Origin of the sequence: Pseudomonas sp. BF-B-15 (assembly GCF_019946675.1) — a bacterium.
In the GTDB taxonomy this organism is placed as follows: Bacteria; Pseudomonadota; Gammaproteobacteria; order Pseudomonadales; family Pseudomonadaceae; genus Aquipseudomonas; species Aquipseudomonas migulae.
Genome location: NZ_JAGYFZ010000106.1, coordinates 1 through 19,566, shown reverse-complemented (window position 1 = coordinate 19,566; position 19,566 = coordinate 1). Strand labels below are relative to the sequence as shown.

Here is a 19,566-nt window from a genome sequence, read left to right as displayed (position 1 = left end):
GTATTCATCATGACCTCGACAGGTAGAGGGTCATGCGGATCCGCCCGGTCAGGTCGGTGTCGGCGATCTTTTTACGCTGGAACTCCACGTCCTCCACCACCACCGCCGGCAACTGACCGAGCAAGGCATGCAGGAAGCGCCGCAGTTGCGGGTAGCTGCCACGCACCGGCAGCAGAATCTGATAGCGCGCCAGATGGGTCTTGGGGTCGATGCCCAGGGCATATTCACCGCGTGCCAGGGTGATGTGTTCCTGGGCCGCCAACGCGTAGATCTTGTCGATCGCCACCGTGGCTTGCGGCTGCGAAGGCAGCTTGCTGCGGAAGTCGTCGAGCTGACGTTGTGGCACCACCGGCGCGGCGACGCTGCCGTCTTCAACCCTGGCCAGGTATTCACTGGCTTCGCGGGTCTGTTGGCTGAGCTGTTGCAGCGACTGCCAGTCCGGCATCAAGCCTGCCAGGCCATAGACCGATGCCAACGCCAGCAGCGCCATCCCTGCCAGACCGGGAATGCCCAGGCCTTGCAGGTATTCGTGGACGATCAGTCTAGGGATTTGCATCGCCAATCTCCCAGGTAGCCGACAGGTTGAATTGCACCGGGTGCTCGGGCACGTTGGCCACGATTTCGTGGCTCAGCAGCGACACATCGGACAGCTCGTCGCTGGCCTCCAGGTTGCGGTGGAAGTCGAGCATGGCGTCGAGGTCTTTCGCCTCGGCGCTGATGCGCACCTGGCCTTTGCGCGCGTCGGGGGTCAGGGTCAGCAAGGCGATATCGCCCCGGGGCATGGCTTCGAGCATGGCGAACAGGCGCTCCCACGGCCGGCGCAGTTGCTGCGAGACCTTGCGCATCTCGGCGAGGTTTTGTGCCTGCTCGCGGATTTGCGCCGGGGTCAGGCTGACCGTGCCGCCGTCGTCGCCGGTGAGGACGCGCTGGGCGGTTTGCAGATGACCCTGTTGTTGCGCGGTCTGATCACTGAGGTGTTGCTGAACCAGCACGCAAATCAGGCTCAACACCACGCCCACGGCCAGCAGGCTCCAGCCCAGAGGGCCCGAGCGGCGGCGCGGCTGAAAGTCGAGCATCAGGGCGCGCATGTCAGGCCACCGCCCGGGACATGACGTACAAGCCATCGCGTACGGTTGTCCGGTCTTCTTCAAGGGTGCGCAAGTGCACGCCGGGAATGTCGGGTTGCACATCGATACGCGCGGGCGCATGCAGGTAAACGTTCAGTGGCCGCTCGCTGGTGGAGGCCTGCAATTGGCTTTCACGACCGATCAACGCGGTCAGTGCGGCGTCGCTGTCGCCGGTGCCCACCGAACGCACCGAGGCCCAGCGGCCTTCCCGGGCCAGCAGCAATACGCTGCGTACCGGCTCGGCGACCACGAACAGGAAGTCGCCGGTATCGAGGCTTTTATCGAAGTGGTTGAACGCCGTCATCAGGTACGGCTGCACCGAACGCAGGCGCAGGCCCCGGGCGCTGACCAGGGTGCGCAGACGCGTCAGCAAATCCTGTGGCAGTGCGCTGGCGACCCGGTCGTAGCCGGCCGGTTCCGGCGAGAGCACCAGGCTCCAGGGTTGCGTCGGCACGCCATAAAGGTCTTCAAAGCAAAGCCGGGCAAACCCGAGCAATTCGTCCGGGCTGCTGATCTGTTCGCTCCAGGGCACCAGGCAGAAACGGCTGAAGTGCCCGGAAATCACCACGCTCAACTCGGCACCGGCGTGGGTGTGATCGGCCAGCAGATGATCGAGGGTGTCCAGCGCCACCGCCCAGGCGTGGAAGCCTTCGTCGATAAAACCGACGCTGCCCAGCCACAGGGTTTCGCTGCCACGACGCTGGGCGAGGCCGACGCCACTGGCGCCGAGCACGGCGATAAAACGATCACGAGACAAAAGTGACACGATTGATCTCCTCGAGCGTGGTGCGCCCTTCCTGAACCAGTTCCAGCGCCGACTCGCGCAGCAGACGCAAGCCACGTTTGCACGCATGGGTTTTGATTTTCGAAATCGGTTGGCGCTCGACGATCATCTGCCGCAGCTCGTCGTCCAGGTGCAGCAGCTCGGCGATCGCCGTGCGCCCGCGATAACCGGTGCCCCGGCAATGCCCGCAGCCCTTGCCGTGAACGAAGTGGAAGTGATCGACGTTGTGGGGGTCGAGACCCGAAGCGAGCAGTTCGTCATCGGTCGGGGTGCACGGCGCGCTGCAACTGGTGCAAACCAGGCGGATCAAGCGCTGCGCCAGCACGGCATTGAGCGCCGAGACGAGGCTGTAGGGATCGATTTCCATCTGGGTGAACCGGCCGATGACATCGAACACGTTGTTGGCGTGGATCGTGGTGAACACCAGGTGGCCGGTGAGCGCCGATTGCACGGCGATTTGCGCGGTGTCGGGGTCACGGATTTCACCGACCATGATCTTGTCCGGGTCATGACGCAGGATCGAGCGCAAGCCACGAGCGAAGGTCAGGCCCTTCTTTTCATTCACAGGGATTTGCAGCACGCCCGGCAACTGATATTCCACCGGGTCTTCAATGGTGATGATCTTGTCCACGCCGTGGTTGATCTCGGTGATCATCGCGTACAGCGTGGTGGTCTTGCCGCTGCCGGTGGGGCCGGTCACCAGCACCATGCCGTAGGGTTCAGCGGCCAGCCTGCGCAGTTGACGCAAGGTTTCGTCTTCAAAGCCCAGGGCCTGCAACTGCACACCGCAGACCTTGTCCGCCAGGTCCTGTTTGTCGAGCACCCGCAGCACCGCGTCTTCACCGAAGATGCTCGGCATGATCGAGACCCGGAAGTCGATCTGCCGGCCACTGATGCCGATCTTGAAGCGACCGTCCTGGGGCACGCGCTTCTCGCCGATGTCCAGTTCGGCCATGACCTTGACCCTGGAAATCACCTGCTCGGCAAACTCGCTGCCCTGGATCTTGCTGATGTTGTTGAGCACGCCGTCGATGCGGTACTTGATCACCAGGCCGCTGCCGGTGGTGCCCAAATGGATATCGCTGGCGTGCATTTTCAAGGCGTCGTACAGGGTCGAGTTGACCAGTTTGACGACGACGCTGGCGTCTTCGCTGATGCTGGTCAGAGACAGGCTTTGCAGGGTGTCGGTTTCGATGTTGGCATCGGCCTGGGCGTTGAGCGATTCCACCGCATGGAAGCTCTCTTCGTGACGTGCCAGATAGGCTTTCAGGTCGTCGGCATGCACCAGATACAGGGGCGCGCCGTGCAGGCAGTCATCGATCCAGGCCAGGCGCGACGTGTCGAACGGATCGGCGAACACGCCGATGATCTCCTCGTCGTGGCGCAACAGAATGAATTCGCGCTTGAGGCATTGGGCCAGGGTGACCCTGTCGAATACGGGAGTGGACTTGAACAGGTTGTCGGTGTCGAGCACCGGATAATGCAGGGTGGCGCCGAGGCACTGGATGAAGGGCATGGGGGCCAGTTCGCACAACACCCCGAGGGCTTCGAGCATCCGCTCGCCGGAACTGGCGGCCAGTGATCGGGCCTGGGCCAATTGCTCACTGGAAAAGCGCGACGGTACGGATTCCAACTGCGCCGGTTCGACGGCAAGGGATAGACGGTCCATGGCTTGCTCTCCAACGCCGGGGGCTTTGAGCCCTGTCGACGCGGCGAGCAATTACGGCGGTTACCGCAACGGCTGGTCGCGCCACTACTCCCCGGTGAGCAATTGTTCGTCGTCTGGTGCCTTGGACGTCGAGGGATTGCGTCGACGATCCGCCAGCACCCAACTGCCGTCGTACAACTGCAGCGGGAAACTCTCGGTCCTGCTCTGGCGTCGTTCGACAAACCCCTCGGATGTGCGCGCGCCTGCTTTGGGTTCGCGCTCCATCCCCAGAAGGTCACAGACTGCACGGGCCAGTTCCGCCATTGGAAACGGTTTGAACAGGATATGGCTGACTCCCACCTGCCGGGCCCGCTCACAGACTTCAGCGGTCGGGTGCCCGGTAATCAGCACAAAATGACAGTTCCTGTTCCGGCGGATGGCATCGAGCACCTCAAAGCCTTCCATATCGGGCAAGCGGTAATCGAACACCATCACATCGGGTGCAAACTGCTCGGCTTCGCCGATAGCCGCCGCACCGTCATGTGCAACCCGGACGTCCAGTGCTTGCGCCTCAAGGTAATCCTTGAGGTTTTGTGCAAGAAGCTGTTCGTCATCGACAACCAGTACTTTGTTTAACAAGGTGGACTCCTTGAAACCGCAGGCCCGAGTTCCGAACCTGGCAGAGTGCTCGCCTTACCGAGGCTAACGCACACTTCATGCCAGGCTGGGTGCTGGGTGTTTCACCACTGCATGTGTTTGATTTTCATAAAAAAGCCTTTCCGCCCAAATACACCGCCCCCCCAAAGGCGGGGGCGCACACGGAATTGCCCTGAAGCTTTTCCCCACTATTGGGGGGGAACCTTCATTCATCGTCAATTCGTTCGATTCGATTACGCGATCGCAGTTGCGCCAAAACCTGCAGGCGAACCTGAGCCTGTTGCTGTCGATCGAGGTACGCCCTGACCATCTCAAGCCCTTGCACCTCTGTGACATCGGTCACCTCCCTGTGGTTCTGCACCTGGATCAAGTGCCAGCCCAGTGCCGTGCGAACCGGCTCACTCACCGCGCCCGGTGCCAGGGCAAAGGCTGCCGCTTCAAACGCTGGCAGCATGCGTCCACGTGGAAAATAGCCCAGATCTCCGCCCTCACTCGCCGAGGCATCTTCGGACCCCGTCCGGGCCACGCTGGCGAAGTCCGCGCCCTGGCGGATTGTCGCCTGCATGTGCACCAAGCGTAGCCGCGCCGCTTCGACTGTGGCGGCATCGGCGTCCTGGGCAACCTTGATCAGGATGTGCCGTGCCTGCACCGCTTCGGGCTGGCTCATCTGCGCACGGTGTTCTTCATAGAACGCGCGGACCTGTGTTTCGTCCGGCCCCTCGACGCTGGTCAGCTCGGCAAAGACCTGCTGAGCCGCGAGTTCACGGCGGGTGTATTCGACAAAACCGGTCTCGTCGAAACCTGCGTCCTCCAGGCGTCGAGCGAATTTCTCGGCACCGCCAATGGCCTGCCGGGTCTGATCAACCTGGCGTTGCACGGTGGCATCGCTGATCACCACCCCACGCTTGACCGCTTCCTGCCACAGCAACTCGCGGTCGATCAATGCGTCCAGCGCCTTTTGCCGAAGTTGCTTGTACGCCTTGGGATTACGAATGCTGCCCAGCGCCCGGCCCTGGTCCTCCAGGTACTCGGCAAAATAGCGTTCGAGGCGGAACTGGGAAATCTCCTCGCCATTGACCCGCGCGGCGACCGGCCCATTGCTGCCGAACGCCACCGGCAGCCACAGCGTCAGCAGGATCAACAGAGTCTTGAGCGTCATGATCGAGGCCTCCGGTCAGGGTTTCGCGGTAATGGGCTTGTAAGGGGCGACCAGATAGAAGCGCTGGTCGGGCAAATCCACGGTGACGATATGCGCGCCGCTCAAGCCCAGCCGCTGGCCCGGCCCGAAGTTGAGGCGCGGGGTCAGCCCGGTGTCGAAGTCATGCAGGCCTTCCAGCGCATAGATCAGCTTCTCGCGGCTGGCGTCGCGCCCGGCCTGCTTCATGCCTTCGCTGAGCAGCAGCATCGAACTGAACGCGCCGACTTGCAGCACCGCGTGCTGGCCACCGAGCCCCTGCTGTTCGCGCAACTGGATCAGGGCCAGGCGCCCGGCCAGGGTCCAGTCGCTGGGCACGAACGGATAGGACAAGAACAACCGCCGGGAAAAACCACTGGGCACTCGCAAAAGGTCACCCGCCACCTGATTCGCCATGGCGAACAGGTAAGGAACCTGCCCCGCCCTCTGCAACCTTTCGGCGAGCAGACTGAAATCGCTACCGCAGCCTAGGTAAAACAATGAGCGCGAGCCCAGCGGCAGTTGGTCCTTTACCGGGTCGTAGGCCTGCAGGCTGACATTTTGCCAGGCGTGATCTTGCAGATACTGACGCAGGGTATGAGCCGCCAGTCGTTGACCGGGATCGTCCGTGTAGGTAATCAGCGTCGGGCCCTGGAGCACGCGCAAACTCCCGGTGGCGTAATCGGCCAGGGCGATCAGTTGCTCGCGCACCCCTGGCATCGGTTCAAAAATCTGTCGACTGCTCTGCGCCGTACCCTGCAACGAGAGCGGACCAATCAACGGAATGCCCGCCTGCTCCAGACGCGAAACCAGTTGCGTGTCGAGTGCCGGCGCCAGTGGCGCGATCAGGGCAAACACCTGCTCCTGATAGATCAACTGATCCAGCGCCCGCCCGGCACTGACAGGGTCCGGCCCCGGGTCGAGGATCGTCAGGCGCACCTGCCGGCCATGAATCCCCCCCGCCTTGTTGATTCGCGCCACGCTGCCTTTGAGTACCGCCGCCACCGTCGCGCCCTCCTCCGCCAACGGCCCCTGACTCGGCAACAACGTGCCCAGGTGCAGGCTGTCAGGCGTCAGGCCGGGGTCGCGCTCATCGGCCAGGCGTTTGAGGTAGGCCGTGAGGTTGCGCTGATCCTTCATCGAAAGCACGAACCGCGGCATCGCCGGGTCGAGGCGATTGTTGGCGGAATCGCGCCCCTCCTGAATCGCCCGCGCCAGGGTGCCGTCGGTGTACGCCGGGTAGTTGCGGCCATTGACGTGCCGTTGGCCATAGGTGCTGGTCAGCCGCGACCAGCTCAGATCGGGTGGACGCACCCCGCCCTCGGGCCGGCCCAGGCCATCGGTGCCGTGGCAGTTGGCGCACGGCAGGCTGGTGGCCGGCAGCAACATGCCCGTCGCCCCGATACGCGCCATGATCGGTTCACCGCTGCCCGACACGCCCTCGCGGTACAGCCGTTTGCCGGCACTTTCGTCAGGGTTCAAGGGCAACGTATCGGCAGCGCAATGAAGATTGCCGATCAGGAACAGGCCGAGGATCAGGGAGATTTTCATGGTGCGGGCTCAGCGACCGGCCACGGGCATTGTCAGCAATTGCAAGCGCTGGGCAATGGCGGCGGCCGGGGCATCGGGGCGGATTTTGCTCCATCGTTTGTTGGCCACGTCACCCACAATCAGTTGCGTTGAATGTTGCTCGGGAGTCGGCACGATCTGGCCGATGCGCCCCAGCACCAGATCCATTTGCGCCTTGTCGCCAGTGAGAAAAAGCCAGTGGGGGCCATTGACGCCCTGCTTCAAGGTGTAAGCCTTGAGTACCGCCGGGGTATCCCGCAGCGGATCACTGGTAAGGGAGATAAAGGTAATCCCGTCTGCTTTATCGCCCAGCAACTCACGCACTTCCTTGAGCTTGCGAGTGATCAGCGGGCAGGCATCCGTGCAACTGGTGAAAATCACGTTCAGCAGCACCACGCGGTTATGCAGCGCGTCGCTGTAGAAGCGCAGGGTCTCGCCGTTCTGGTCCTGCAACGGCGTGTCGGTAAACCAGGTTTTCGCATCGCGCGTACCGCTCGATGGTTGCGCGGTGGCCACGACGGGTGCGGGTTCTTCGTGCCCTTCGTGAGCGAAGGCCAACGAGCTGAAAATCCAGAAGCACAGGCTCAACGCAACCCAGTCGATGACTCTCATGGTTGCTGCTCCATGGCAATGGCGGTGTGTTTGGCGTGGCTGTTGCGTTGGCCGCTGAGTTTCTCCACTTCACGGGTCAGTACGGTCGGGTCGGTGAAGCCGTAATAGCGCGTCCAGTGGCGGCTGTTGCCGTCGCCGACGAGGATCAGCGGCTGGTGGTTCTTGAAGTCGCCGCTGAACGTGCCGAGGCCTTTGAGGGTGGCGTCGATCGATTGCGCACTGCCGGTCAGCCAGCTCCAGCCCGGACCGTTCTGGAAGCTGCGGGCGTAGGCGTTCAGGCGTTTGGCGTCATCGCGCTGCGGGTCGATGCTGATCGAGACCAGTTGCACCTCGGTGCCCACCCGCGCGCCCAGCTGTTTCTGCACTTTGCCCATGATCGACGACACCACCGGGCACACCGTGGTGCAACTGGTGTAAATGAAGCTCATGACCACGATTTTGTTGGTCACCAGATCCTTCTCCAGACGCACCGGTTTGCCGTTCTGGTCCACCAGCGCGACGTCGGCGAATTTGACCTGGGCACTTTCCGAACGGGCGCCTTTGGCCGGCATGTCGTGCCCGGCGTGCTCATCCGCCGAGTGCGCCAGGGCTTGCCCCACGCCGACGGTCAACAGGCAGAACGTCAGCAGTCCACGGTGTGCGAATCGGTTCATGTCAATTTCCTCTTCAACGGGCATCGCCGGGCAGGACCCGAACGCTGGCAAAGGTCTTGTCATCGAAATTCGCGCCAAGGGACGCCGCACGCACGTGCAGGTACCAGGCGCCGTTCTGGTCGAGCGTCACTGGGGCTTCGTAGATTCCGTTGCCGACCTCAAGGGCCGCGACTTCCCGGGCCCGCGAAGTCGGGGCGCGGAAGTAGCGCACCTGCACGTCTTTCACGCCGCTGCGCTGGGCTTTCTGTTGGCCCTCAACGATGCGAAAGCGCACGGTGTACGGGCTGCCGAGGGCGGCCGTGGCGTTGTCGAGCAGGAATTCGACTTTCGGTACGCCGGGGTGTCGGCTGAGGCGGGTATCCGGTTCAACCAGCGTCGTGAAGCAATGGATGATGTTCGGCTGGTTGAGCAGGAACGCCACGTCGAAACGCCCGGCCGGCGGCAGTTTGACCCGCGCGCTGTACAGCCCCGGCTCGACTTCGCGCAGGCTGCGGTCGATGACCATCGCCGCCCGCGCCACTTGCCCGCGATTGGGGTAACCGGACATCGGTGCGTTCATGCCTTCAGCGTAGAAATAGGTGGTGTTGTCCACTGGGTTGACCACAAACACCGCGTTGTCGTCCCGCGATACCGCAAGGCTCGACGCCAGTGGCAAATCGCCGGCCAGCCGTGGCGCCTGGGGCCCGGCTTCGAAACCCTGGCTGATCGGCTGGCGACCTTCGCCGAGCGACGACAGGTTGATCATCGTCACCTTGGGCGACGCCAGCCCGCGCACATAGGCGTAAGCCTTGGTGAACACCAGTTGATACGGTTCGGCGGACACGTCCAGTTCATGGACCAGCGAATCGGTGGCGGTATCGATCACGGCCACCTGGTTTTCCAGGGTGTTGAGGACGATGCCAAATCGTCCGTCGGCGCTGAAGCCCATCGGGCCCAGGCCCTGTTTCATCTTGATCACCCGGCGCACGTCAAGGCTGGCGGTGTCGACCACGGTCACGGTGCCGTCCTTGCCGTCGGCGACGTACACCGCCTGGGACAGCGGCGAGTACGCCACCGACAAAGGGTGCGCGCCAGTCTTGAGTTGCTTGCTGAGGGTCAGGCTGGCGATGTCGATGATGCTCAGCGTGCCGTCGTCGCGATTGGTGATGAAGGCAAACCGGCTGTCCTTGCTGAAGGCGATTTCGTGATGCCCGGCGCCGGTGGCCAGGTGCTTGAGCGGCTTCAGGCTTTGACTGTCGATCACGGTGACCCCGGACGCTTCGGCCTTCGGCGCATTGTTGCCGACCCACAGCAGGCGCTCGTCCGGTTGCAACGCTACGCGCACCGGGTGGGTGCCGGCGGCCACCGAGGCGATCAACTTGAACTGCTCGCTGTCGATCACCGCCACTTCGCCGGCGGTGGGCATGGAGATGAATACGCGTTTGTTGTCCTTCGGTGTGACCCAATCCATCGGCGGCCGCTTGAGGTCGATGCGGGCCATGGTGCTGGTGATGCCGCCCACCGAGACCGACGGATCGACCACGGAGACACTGGCATCACGGTTCATCACCAGCAGGAAATAGCTGTTCAGGTCGAGCAGCGGCCGTGCGCCGATGCTCGATTTCAGGAACACCCCGACCCGGGATTTGCAGCTCCGGTCACGGCCCTGGGCCAGATCGGCGGCAACGGTTTCCGGGTCCAGCCAGGCACCGGGGTTGACGCCGGAAAGGGGTTGGCCCGAAGCGCTGTCACTGACCCGGAAGAGCACGTCGGCAAACTCGCCTTCGCGCAGCACACCGTCCTCGGCCAATGGCTGCATTTGCAGGGTTACGGACACGCCGTCACGCTCCAGCGTCTGACCGCTCCAGGTGTCCGGTAGCGCTATCTCGCTGAGCATGTCGGGCGGAGTCGTGCGCCAGACGCCCAGCCAGATCAACGCCAGCCCGACAACCAGCGCACAACCGGCAATTGCAGTGGTCCTGTTCATGTCACCTTCTCCCCTTACAGATCTGCGCCTGTCTTGCGGCCGCCATCGCTGGCAAGCCAGCTCCTACACTTCGAACCCTGCAAACCCAATCCCTTGTAGGAGCCAGCTTGCTGGCGATGAGGCCCTTACGCCTTGCATCAATCCACGGCCGCCATCGCTGGCAAGCCAGCTCCTACAATTTGCCCTGTGCGAACCCAATCCCTTGCTGGCGATGAGGCCCTTACGCCTTGCATCAATCCCACGGCCGCCATCGCTGGCAAGCCAGCTCCTACAATTTGCCCTGTGTGAACCCAATCCCTTGTAGGAGCCGGCTTGCTGGCGATGAGGCCTTCACGCCTTGCATCAATCCCACGGCCGCCATCGCTGGCAAGCCAGCTCCTACAATTTGCCCTGTGTGAACCCGATCCCTTGTAGGAGCGAGGCTTGCCCGCGAAGGCGTCATCCGCCATACCACCTACAACCGAGGTGTCCCCTTCGCGAGCAAGCTTCGCTCCTACAGGGCTGGTGTCGCACAACGTCTACGGTGCCGGTTCTGGTTCGTTGGTCACGCGCAACAAGCCCCAGAGCCCGGCGGTATTGCCGTAGGCGCCGTAATCGCGGAACAGGTAGTCGCCCGGTATCGCGTTGCTGCCCCCGGCGCTCGGGTGCATGAAGCTGAAGTGCGCCGCCGGCAGGATGCTTTCGCGGGCGCCGATGTACATCGACATCGGGTTGAGCCCGAACCGCACCGAACCCACGCCAGGCGTACTCATCGGATAACCGCTGGTGTCACTCTTCTCCGACTGGAACGGGTTGACCGACCAGACGTGACCGTCCAGCTGGAAGGTCGTGCCGCGGCTACCCCCGGATGGCATCAGGATGTGCGTGCGGAACGGTTGCCCCGGTTTCACATACAGCACCGGCGTCTGCGGATCGCCGCCCACCAGCGCATTGCTGTACGCCATGTGCGCGTTGGGCACGTCGCCGTAACCCGCGCCGTCGGCGTGACCGAACGGCGCATCCGGCGCCAGGCCGAAGCGGAACCATATCGGCTCGGACTTGTAGTTGATGGCCATGCTCGAGTTGTCCTGTGGATCGGTCGGCACACCGAAGCCTTCGGCAGCGATGCCTTCCACCGGCCGGCCATTGGCCCAGCGAATGTTCAAGGCTTTCTGCCAGACCATCGCAAAGTCGCGGTAAGGGGTCTGCCCCGGGGCGGTGACCGTCGCCGTGACTTTGCGCGCGTCGTCCACCCAGGTAGCGCCGACCGGCAGGATGCTCATCGCGCCACCCAGGCCTTTCTGCGGTTGCTTGATCACGTCCGCCGGGGTGAAATTCAACCCGCCGAACTCCACGGCCGTGGCGTTGATGTTGTCGACGTTGCGGCCCAGTTGAGTGATCGGTTTGCCTTCACGCTCCAGGTGCCCGGCGTAGTACTGATAAGTACGGCTCGGGTAGGCGCCGCTGTTGCCAACCCGTGGTGGCACGGTCTGGATCGGGTTGGCGCCGACGTTGGTGCCGTCGGATTTGGTGATGTCGTACGCCAGCAATTGGGCGTGCAGGCCCACGTGGCTGGACGGCCGCATCAGGTTGTTGCTGAAGGTGGTCGAGCCCTGTCCGCTGTTGCGATCACGTTTGACGATGCCTTGCATCACCGCCGTCTGGGTCAAGTCCGGCATGACCATGGGCAGACGGTTTTCCAGGGTGATGTTGATGCAGTCCCCCGCCGTCGCGCGCAGCACCAGCGGTTCGACAGGCACACCGGGTTTTAGCTTGCCGGTGACCGTGTCGAGGTCAGACTTGCGCACGTAAATGATCGCGGTCGGGTCATGCAGCGGACCGCTTTGCCCGCCGATGGTGATGGTTTCGCCATCCTCCGGATCGGTCACGGTGACCTGCGGGATATTGACCACCCGCGAGTTGTACACCAGGGTGCCGCCTGCCGGATTCAACGGCCCGCCGACATGCTGGCCGATGCCCTCCGGATCGCCGAGGACCAGGTTCAGCGGATTGCCGAGAATGTCGTTGGCCAGTGCCGCAACCACTTCATAGTTGCGTTGCACGGTCGGCCGGGTGCCGATGCCGTTCGGGTTGGCGCTGATCCGTGGGCAGGTTCCGTCGAACGCCACGGTGTTGCGCATTCCCGCCGGTTTCGGGTTGTTCGGCAGCGCGAACAGATCGCTGCGCTGGGCCGTGTAGTTGCGCATCACGCCCCAGATCCCGCTCCAGTAACCTTCGAGGGAGGCGTCCATCGAGTACAGGTAATCACCCGTGGTCGCCGCCGAGCTGGACAGCATCGAGACCGGCGCAATGAAGCCCATCTGCTCGGAGATCCCGATCATTTGCGACGAGCGCCAACCCGAGTTGGAGCTGTTGCCGTAACCGGAACCGCTTTGCAGCCACTTCACCCCGTGCAGGGTCACGTTGTGCTCTTCTTCGTGACCGCCGGCATGCACCCGCAACCGCACGTTGTCACCGGTGTAGGTGCGCAGCATCGGCGTGAACGGATCACCCGGTTCAGCGCCGCCACGGTTGATGTGCGGCGGGAACAAGGTGGTGCCGCCAGTCGGGCCGGTGGCGGCGGTGATCAGGTTCGGCGCCTGGTTCATCGCCGGGATCGCACGGTCGGTGCGGCTTTGCATGGCGTACGCCAGATCGCCGCCGAGGCCGTAGGCCTGCATGCCGCGCTTGCCGTCAGGGCCGATCTTGTAGGGGTCGTATACCCGCAGGGCCAGCGGTTCGTTGCGGTAGTTGACCACGAACATGCCGGGGTCATCGACCGAAATCGCTTGTGGGCACGGCCGGCTCGGGCAACCGGGGACCATACCGCCCTGCACTTCGAGAATGCCGTCCAACAGGGTGCTGGCGTTGTTGCGCACCGGCGGATTGATCGCGTAGCGGAAACTGTCCGCAGTGGCCGGGAACGCTTGTGGATTCGGCACCCCGTTGGGACCCGCGCCCACGTACACACCGGCTTCATAGGCATGCTGGAAGTCGCTGTACTCAAGGAAGAACTCACGGAAGCTGTCGTTCTTGCCGTCGCCATCCAGATCGCCGGTGGACACCACGGCTTGCCACGAAGTCGGCCCGCCATCCTGGCGCGCGCCGCTGTACAACGGCTCGCCGGTTTCGGCGTGGAACCAGGTGGAACCGGCCGGTTCAGCCAGCACGGTGGCGTACAGACCAATCTGCTGGTGAGTCGATGGCCCGAGGTGATCGTGGGTGAAAATGGTCCCCAGGCCACGATCGACGCCTTTGCTGTTCACCACCGGGTCGGCAAACCAGCGCTGCATCGCGGTGCGCGCCCCGACCCAGTCGGCCCGGCCAAACTGGCCGAAGTACGGGTGGTTTTTAGCTTTCGGGCAGGCCGGTGTGCCGTCACGCGGGTCAGTGCCCTGGCATTGGTTGAACTCGCGGATGGCGTGGATGCGTTCTTGCACCGCACCGGGGGAAAGTACGCCGTCTTCGTAGTTCCAGCCGTTGGCCGATCCGTCCGCCGCCGTCAGGTCCCATTTCGGCAAATGAATGTGCTGGCCGATCACGTCAGTCGGCGTGCGCACCTGATAGTCGTCCATTTCATAGGTGGCCGGCACCAGGTTGGTTTGCTGGTATTGCACGCAGTCGAGGGTGTTCATGCGCATCACCAAAGGCTCTGGCGGACGCTGCTTGGTGATCACCGGCCAGGCGTCTTCCCACAGGGCCAGAATGCGCGCTTGCGGGAAGTGGTAGCCGACCTTGTTGTAGACCGCGTCGAACTGGATGTTCGCCGCTTTGTAGACCCGTGGCCGGTCAGCCGTGAAGGTCGAGGCCCCGCTGAAGGACATGCCGTCGAGCCGTTCGCCGCTGAAAAACTCGCCCATGCCGGCACTGCTGGTCAGGCGTTTTTGCCGGTCGTCCATGCACGGTTCGTAGAAAGGTGCACCGGCGACTGGTAGCGCACCGTTAGTGCGGAAGGCGCGTGCGACGATTTGATTGCCGGGCAGCACGGCGAAGCTCGGGTGGTCTTTTTTCGCGTGGAAGGCCATGGCCGCCTGTTCGACTTCGGTGCCCTCTTCCGGCAGGTAAAGCGCTTTGGCGCGGGTCACTTCCTTGGAGAAATCCAGCGAGGTGGTCACGGTGTTCGCCTCGCCACCGGCAGAGAAACCGTCCAGGGAATGGCGTCCCAAACCGCCGTCCCAGCCACCGGACTGCGCCGGATCGAGGTTGGCCCACAAGGCATTGCCGCTGGTTTTCAAGGCATAGGCCTTGGCGGCGTCGAGCATGTCCAGCGGTGGGGTTGGTGGACGTTGGCCGACCGAACTTTCCATGCCACCGATCCAGAACGGATAACCAGGGTTTTTCAGGCTGCCGTCGGCGTTGCGGTTGGCGTAGCTGCGGTCAACCAGCGCCAGAGAGCCAATGGCCTGGGCCCCACCGCTTTGCTCACCGTCGCCGTCTTCATCATCGCCATTGCCAGCCACCAGGGTCTCACCGACTTTCGGCACGACCACGACCTTGCCCGGCATCGGCGCCATGGCTTTGCCCGGTAGCGGCACGACCGCTGGAATCGGCGTGCCGGCAATGATCTCGCCATCGGGCAAGGCCCGGGCGCCAGCGGCCGGTTTACCGCTGCGCAGTGCATAAGGTTCGCTGTGATAACCGTCGGCGCCCTGCTGGGACACCTCGAGTCGGGTGCCTTCTTCAAACACGTCATGCACCCGCCACATGCTCCACATGCCTTGGGCGAAGTGCGGATAGAAGTGACAGTGATAGATCGCATCACCGGCAACGCGATTGCGGTTGCCCGACCCGCCGTTGGCGATTTCATAGGTGTAGCCGGCGCCCGGCCCGATGCCTTGGGCGTCGACATAGTCAGAGTTGTCGTCGTTGGGATTGAACAGCCACTGGTGCCCGTGGAGGTGGAAGATGTGTTGTTCGTGGCCGTTGTGGGTGTTGCGGAATTTGACGAAGTCACCGATGTAGCTGTGGTTGACGTTGGACGGCTCGGACGGATACAGCGCCATCGTCGCCTTGACCCCGACCTGATCGGCGCGCGGTGTTTCGCCCGGCCGGATGCTTTCCAGACCGGCGTTGGCCGGTACGTCCACCAGCATCGCCACGTCGCCGACGGTGTGCGAGCTGAGGAAGAATTCTTCATAGGCACAAGACAGGCAATCGTGCATCGGCCCGACGCCTAACCGGTTGGCCACCACTTCGGCGCCCATGCCGCCGGAGCCGTAGTTGATCATGAACGAATCGCGGGTCGGCTCCAGCACGTGGCCCATGACCGGGTCTTCCCAGTACGCGGGGAATGCCTGGGTCGCGGCGGTTTCATCCTGGAATTGCGAGGCGAAATCGCGGAACGGTTCCAGCCGGTTAGGCAGCGCCGGGTTGCGTTTGCCGATGGCTTCCAGCGGATAGGTCGACGGTGGGAAGCTGCCGTCGGCGTAGCTGCCCATGACGATCGCATCGCTCTCGCTGGAGATGATTTCGTTGCCGTCGACCATGTTGATGATCGGCGTGCCGGCCTTGCCTTCACGAATCCACGGTTCACGCTGCGGGTAGCGTGCCTGGTAATCGACAATCGGTTGACCGGCCGGCGTGCGGCCGGTGCTGGCGAGGCGCATTTCTTCTTCGGTCACGGTGTTGCGATAGGTGCGGCCGCCCTTGGGCACCACCACCACTTCGCCGAACAGGCCATTGGCGACGTTGCCCGCATCGCCTTCACCACCGAACGTTGCACCGCGGCTGCTGGCGGCGAACGCCCCTTCACGCTCGGCGTACAAGGTGTAGGAACGGGTCGCGCCGGGGGCAACCAGCGTATTGGGGTTGCGTCCGGTGTAGGCCGAAATGTCGTCAATGCTGTTGACCGCCTGCAGACCATTGACCTGAAAGCCGACGTGGCGGTCGGTGACCTGCTCATCAACCTTGAACTGCTCCGCGTTGCCGATTTCTACCTCGCCCTCGATTTCCCCCTCTTCTTCCTCGCCGCTGTCGTGACTGCCAGGGTTGGCCTGATAGGCCAGCAGGTTCTGCAAATTGATGGTCAGGCAGTCACCGGCGGCAACCCGCAACACCAATGGACGCGGACGCTTGTCGGGCCGCAGCGAAACCTTGCCCGGCACCGCTGCGCCACCGTAGGCCAGGGACACATTGTGATCGTCGACCACATCACGACGCAGGGCGAACATCATGCCGTTGGCGTTTTGTGCGCCGAGGCGGTTGAACATGAGCGGTTGATCCAGCGCCACGACGTTCGCCACCAGATTTCGTTCACAACGCACGGCGGCTTCGGCCAACTCGATGCCAAACAGGGGTGCAACAAGCAGCAGCAAGTTAACCAAATGATGAGCGTGGGGAATGCCGGTCATAATCACGGGCCTCGCTTTGGGTACTCACGGGAATGATTCTCGACAAATCCCTTTGAGCAATCCGCATGCCATAAATTTTTTTGTTATTTTTCAGCTAGCTACGTAAACGACTTGATAAGTCGGGGGATATTCCCCACCCAATCCCCACCATTCGGGTTGCCCTCTGATTCCACCAAGACGCCCACACCTGTAGGAGCCGGCTTGCTGGCGATCGGATTTGTGGACAGGTGGTGATTGTGAAAATGCTTTCGCCGGCAAGCCGGCTCCTACAGATGAATGTGTTGCCCCACATGTGGGGCCATCACCCATCACAGCGGCGCATCCACGGCCAGGCCTTGCAAGCGGCGATATTGGCGCAGCACGCTCGGCACATAACGGCGGGTTTCGGCGAACGGCGGGATCACCCCGCCACGGCTCAGCACCGCTTGCGGCCCGGCGTTGTAGGCCGCCACGGCGAGCGCGATGTCGTTGTCAAACAGGGTCATCAGGCGCTTGAGGTATTTGGCCCCACCCTGAATGTTGGCCTTGGGGTCATAGACGTTGGTCACGCCCATTTCCCGGGCGGTATCGGGCATCAATTGCATCAGCCCGCCAGCCCCCTTCGATGAGGTCGCGCCGGAGTCGTAGTGGGACTCGGCCTGGATCACCGCATGCAACAGCGCCGCCGGTAATTGATTGGCCTTGGCAGCCGCCGAAACCAGCTCGGCATAGGGTTGCCGGGCAATCATCTGTGGCTGTTGATCAAGGCTGACCTGCGCCGATTCAGGCTCGCGGATCACCCGTTCATAGGTACGGCCGGGGCGGTGGACATTGGACAAAACGTAGCTGCCCTTGCTGTCCACGGAAACGAATACATCGGCCTGAGCTGTGCCTGCCAGCAGCATGCAGCCGAGCAGTCCAGTGGTGAGTGTTTTCATTATTCTGTCTCCCCTGACCGTCCCCGAAAAATGGGGCTATTGCCCCAATGACCGGTAGTGAACCAGCCATACGCAAGCACTGTGCCGTAAGCGCGAAGGCCAGTAATTCAGGGGTTGCGGCAGGATGTCCGGGGGTGAGCATGGCAATTGCATGAGCCTCTGTGGCGACCCTTCTGCCGACTGTGTGAGGTCATCATGAATCATCGTCTGTGTTGTGCCCCGCGTAACGGCTCACCGCGAGCCCAGCGCGGGTTCACGTTGCTCGAACTGTTGGTGGTGCTGGTGGTGCTGGGGTTGTTGGCCGGCATCGTCGCGCCGAAGTATTTCGCCCAACTCGGCCGCTCCGAAGTGAAGGTGGCCAAGGCGCAAATCGAAGGCCTGGGCAAAGCGCTGGATTTGTACCGCCTGGAGGTCGGCCATTACCCGTCGACCGAGCAGGGTTTGCAGGCGCTGGTCACCGCGCCCAGTGACGAAACCCGCTGGACCGGCCCCTACCTGGCGAAAAAACTGCCGCAGGATCCGTGGGGCCGCAATTACACCTACCGCTACCCCGGCGAAAACGGTGAATACGACCTGTTGTCCATGGGCAAGGACGGTCAACCCGGCGGCGAAGGCGAAAACGCCGAAATCACCAGTTGGCAGTGACGGGAGGCGAGCATGCGCTTTCATCTCAAGGCCGTCGGCAAGGCTGGCGTGGTCTCGATGACGGTCGAGGCCCATGGGGACAGCGAGGCCCGACGCATTGCCGAAGACCAGGGCCTGCGGGTCGTCAGCCTGCAAGCCGAAAAGCACTGGCGGGCGTTGCGTCTGCAAAAGCGCGAGACGTTCAACCTGGTGCTGTTCAGCCAGGAGCTGACCACCCTGCTCAACGCCGGCCTGCCGTTGATCGATGCGCTGGAAAGCCTGGCGGAAAAAGAAACCGCGCCACAGGCCCGCAAAACCTTGAGTGAACTGGTGCGCCTGCTTTATGAGGGCAAATCGTTCTCCCAGGCGTTGGGTCAGTTGTCAGCGGTTTTCCCCCCGCTCTATGTGGCACTGGTGCAGTCCAGCGAGAAGACCGGCGCGGTGGGCGATGCGCTGGGCCGCTATGTCAGCTATCGCCAGCGCATGGACGAGGTTCGACAGAAGATCGTCAGCGCTTCGATCTACCCCATGCTGTTGCTGGTGGTGGGAGGTGGCGTGGTGCTGTTTCTGATGGGTTACGTGGTGCCGCGCTTCAGCCTGGTGTTCGAAGGGCTGGGCAATAACCTGCCGTGGCTGTCACAAGTGCTGATGAACAGCGGGATGTTCCTGCATGCTCACCAGGGTGAATTCTTCGGCACCTTGGCGGCGGTCGTCGTCGCCCTCGCCTTCCTCCAGCGCCAACCGGCCTTTCGTCGGGGCGTGGACCGGGTGATCGAAAAGCTCCCGGCAGTCCATCAACGCATCTTCATGTACGAACTGGCGCGCTTCTATCGCTCGCTGGGGATTCTGCTGCAGGGCGGCATTCCTCTCGTCACCGCCATGGGCATGGTCCGTGGCCTGCTCACCGCGGCCTCCCGCGTGCGCCTGGACCAGGCCTGCGAGCGGGTGCGCGAGGGGCAATCGCTGTCGACGGCGCTGGAGCTCAATCACCTCGTGACGCCGGTGTCCCTGCGCTTGCTACGTGCCGGCGAGCAGTCCGGCAACCTCGGACAAATGATGGAACGCAGCGCGGATTTCTACGACGAAGAAATCAGCCGCTGGATCGAATGGTTCGTACGCTTGTTCGAACCCTTGCTCATGACCTTCATCGGCCTGTTGATCGGGGTCATCGTGATCCTGATGTACATCCCGATATTCGAACTGGCCTCGAGCATTCACTGACCCCGGGACAGGGTCGACTCGTACCGTTCATCGTTCATCGACGTTGCAACTGAATAAACCGGAACGTTGCAGTGTTCTCCCACTGAATCGAGCAGCAAGTTGCATTGTTCATCAACGTTCCAACCTGAATAAAAAGACGGAGAACGACATGCACATCAACAAGCTTTTACTGGCAGTAGCTATTGGCGCGGTTTTGTCGGCGTCTACCGTATTGATTCCGGACAGCCTGTCCGGCGTATCGAGCGCTCAGGCCAAGGATGGTGGGGGTGGTGGCGGCTCTGGTGG

The 19,566-nt window shown here is 62.8% G+C and carries 14 protein-coding genes; 2 read left to right on the top strand and 12 right to left on the bottom strand.

Annotated features, from left to right (window positions below; all coding sequences use genetic code 11):
• Positions 1–7 precede the first annotated feature (7 nt).
• The 12 genes from KGA97_RS24935 to KGA97_RS24880 all read right to left on the bottom strand — a co-directional run bounded on the left by KGA97_RS24935 (position 8) and on the right by KGA97_RS24880 (position 17,436).
• Positions 8–556, bottom strand: a complete 549-nt coding sequence (locus KGA97_RS24935; protein ID WP_008043352.1) for a GspMb/PilO family protein — start codon at positions 554–556, stop codon at positions 8–10.
• Complete coding sequence (locus tag KGA97_RS24930; RefSeq protein WP_223437523.1) at positions 543–1,088, bottom strand: PilN domain-containing protein; 546 nt, start codon at positions 1,086–1,088, stop codon at positions 543–545. The genes KGA97_RS24935 and KGA97_RS24930 overlap by 14 nt, the downstream gene beginning before the upstream one ends.
• Position 1,089: 1 nt before the next feature.
• Complete coding sequence (locus KGA97_RS24925; RefSeq protein ID WP_008043355.1) at positions 1,090–1,893, bottom strand: hypothetical protein; 804 nt, start codon at positions 1,891–1,893, stop codon at positions 1,090–1,092.
• Positions 1,874–3,580 (bottom strand): GspE/PulE family protein, encoded by a 1,707-nt coding sequence (locus KGA97_RS24920; RefSeq protein WP_008034012.1) that lies wholly within the window; start codon positions 3,578–3,580, stop codon positions 1,874–1,876. The genes KGA97_RS24925 and KGA97_RS24920 overlap by 20 nt, the downstream gene beginning before the upstream one ends.
• An 84-nt stretch (positions 3,581–3,664) precedes the next feature.
• Positions 3,665–4,198, bottom strand: coding sequence for a response regulator (locus KGA97_RS24915; protein ID WP_008043360.1), 534 nt, complete (start codon positions 4,196–4,198; stop codon positions 3,665–3,667).
• A gap of 223 nt (positions 4,199–4,421) precedes the next feature.
• Positions 4,422–5,375 carry a peptidylprolyl isomerase gene (locus KGA97_RS24910; protein ID WP_223481689.1) on the bottom strand — a complete coding sequence of 318 codons (954 nt, stop codon included), beginning with the start codon at positions 5,373–5,375 and terminating at the stop codon, positions 4,422–4,424.
• Positions 5,376–5,390: 15 nt separating this feature from the next.
• Positions 5,391–6,941 carry an ABC transporter substrate-binding protein gene (locus KGA97_RS24905; RefSeq protein ID WP_207286691.1) on the bottom strand — a complete coding sequence of 517 codons (1,551 nt, stop codon included), beginning with the start codon at positions 6,939–6,941 and terminating at the stop codon, positions 5,391–5,393.
• A 9-nt stretch (positions 6,942–6,950) separates the two neighbouring features.
• Positions 6,951–7,571, bottom strand: coding sequence for an SCO family protein (locus KGA97_RS24900; RefSeq protein ID WP_008043374.1), 621 nt, complete (start codon positions 7,569–7,571; stop codon positions 6,951–6,953).
• A complete protein-coding gene (locus tag KGA97_RS24895; RefSeq protein ID WP_223416612.1) occupies positions 7,568–8,224 on the bottom strand; it encodes an SCO family protein in 657 nt (218 codons plus the stop codon). Before KGA97_RS24895 ends, KGA97_RS24900 begins: the two co-directional genes overlap by 4 nt.
• A 13-nt stretch (positions 8,225–8,237) precedes the next feature.
• On the bottom strand, positions 8,238–10,190 hold the full coding sequence (locus KGA97_RS24890) for a cytochrome D1 domain-containing protein (protein ID WP_223481688.1): 1,953 nt from the start codon (positions 10,188–10,190) through the stop codon (positions 8,238–8,240).
• 518 nt (positions 10,191–10,708) lie between these two features.
• Entirely contained in the window at positions 10,709–16,519 is a 5,811-nt protein-coding gene (gene mnxG, locus KGA97_RS24885; protein WP_223481687.1) for a manganese-oxidizing multicopper oxidase MnxG, read from the bottom strand.
• A 308-nt stretch (positions 16,520–16,827) separates the two neighbouring features.
• Positions 16,828–17,436 (bottom strand): lytic transglycosylase domain-containing protein, encoded by a 609-nt coding sequence (locus tag KGA97_RS24880; protein ID WP_192228723.1) that lies wholly within the window; start codon positions 17,434–17,436, stop codon positions 16,828–16,830.
• A gap of 195 nt (positions 17,437–17,631) precedes the next feature.
• Here KGA97_RS24880 and gspG point away from each other — a divergent pair, with 195 nt between their 5' ends.
• Together gspG and KGA97_RS24870 are read left to right on the top strand one after the other, a co-directional pair.
• A complete protein-coding gene (gspG, locus tag KGA97_RS24875) occupies positions 17,632–18,081 on the top strand; it encodes a type II secretion system major pseudopilin GspG (protein ID WP_008043382.1) in 450 nt (149 codons plus the stop codon).
• Positions 18,082–18,093: 12 nt separating this feature from the next.
• Positions 18,094–19,281 (top strand): type II secretion system F family protein, encoded by a 1,188-nt coding sequence (locus KGA97_RS24870; RefSeq protein WP_008043385.1) that lies wholly within the window; start codon positions 18,094–18,096, stop codon positions 19,279–19,281.
• Positions 19,282–19,566 lie beyond the last annotated feature (285 nt).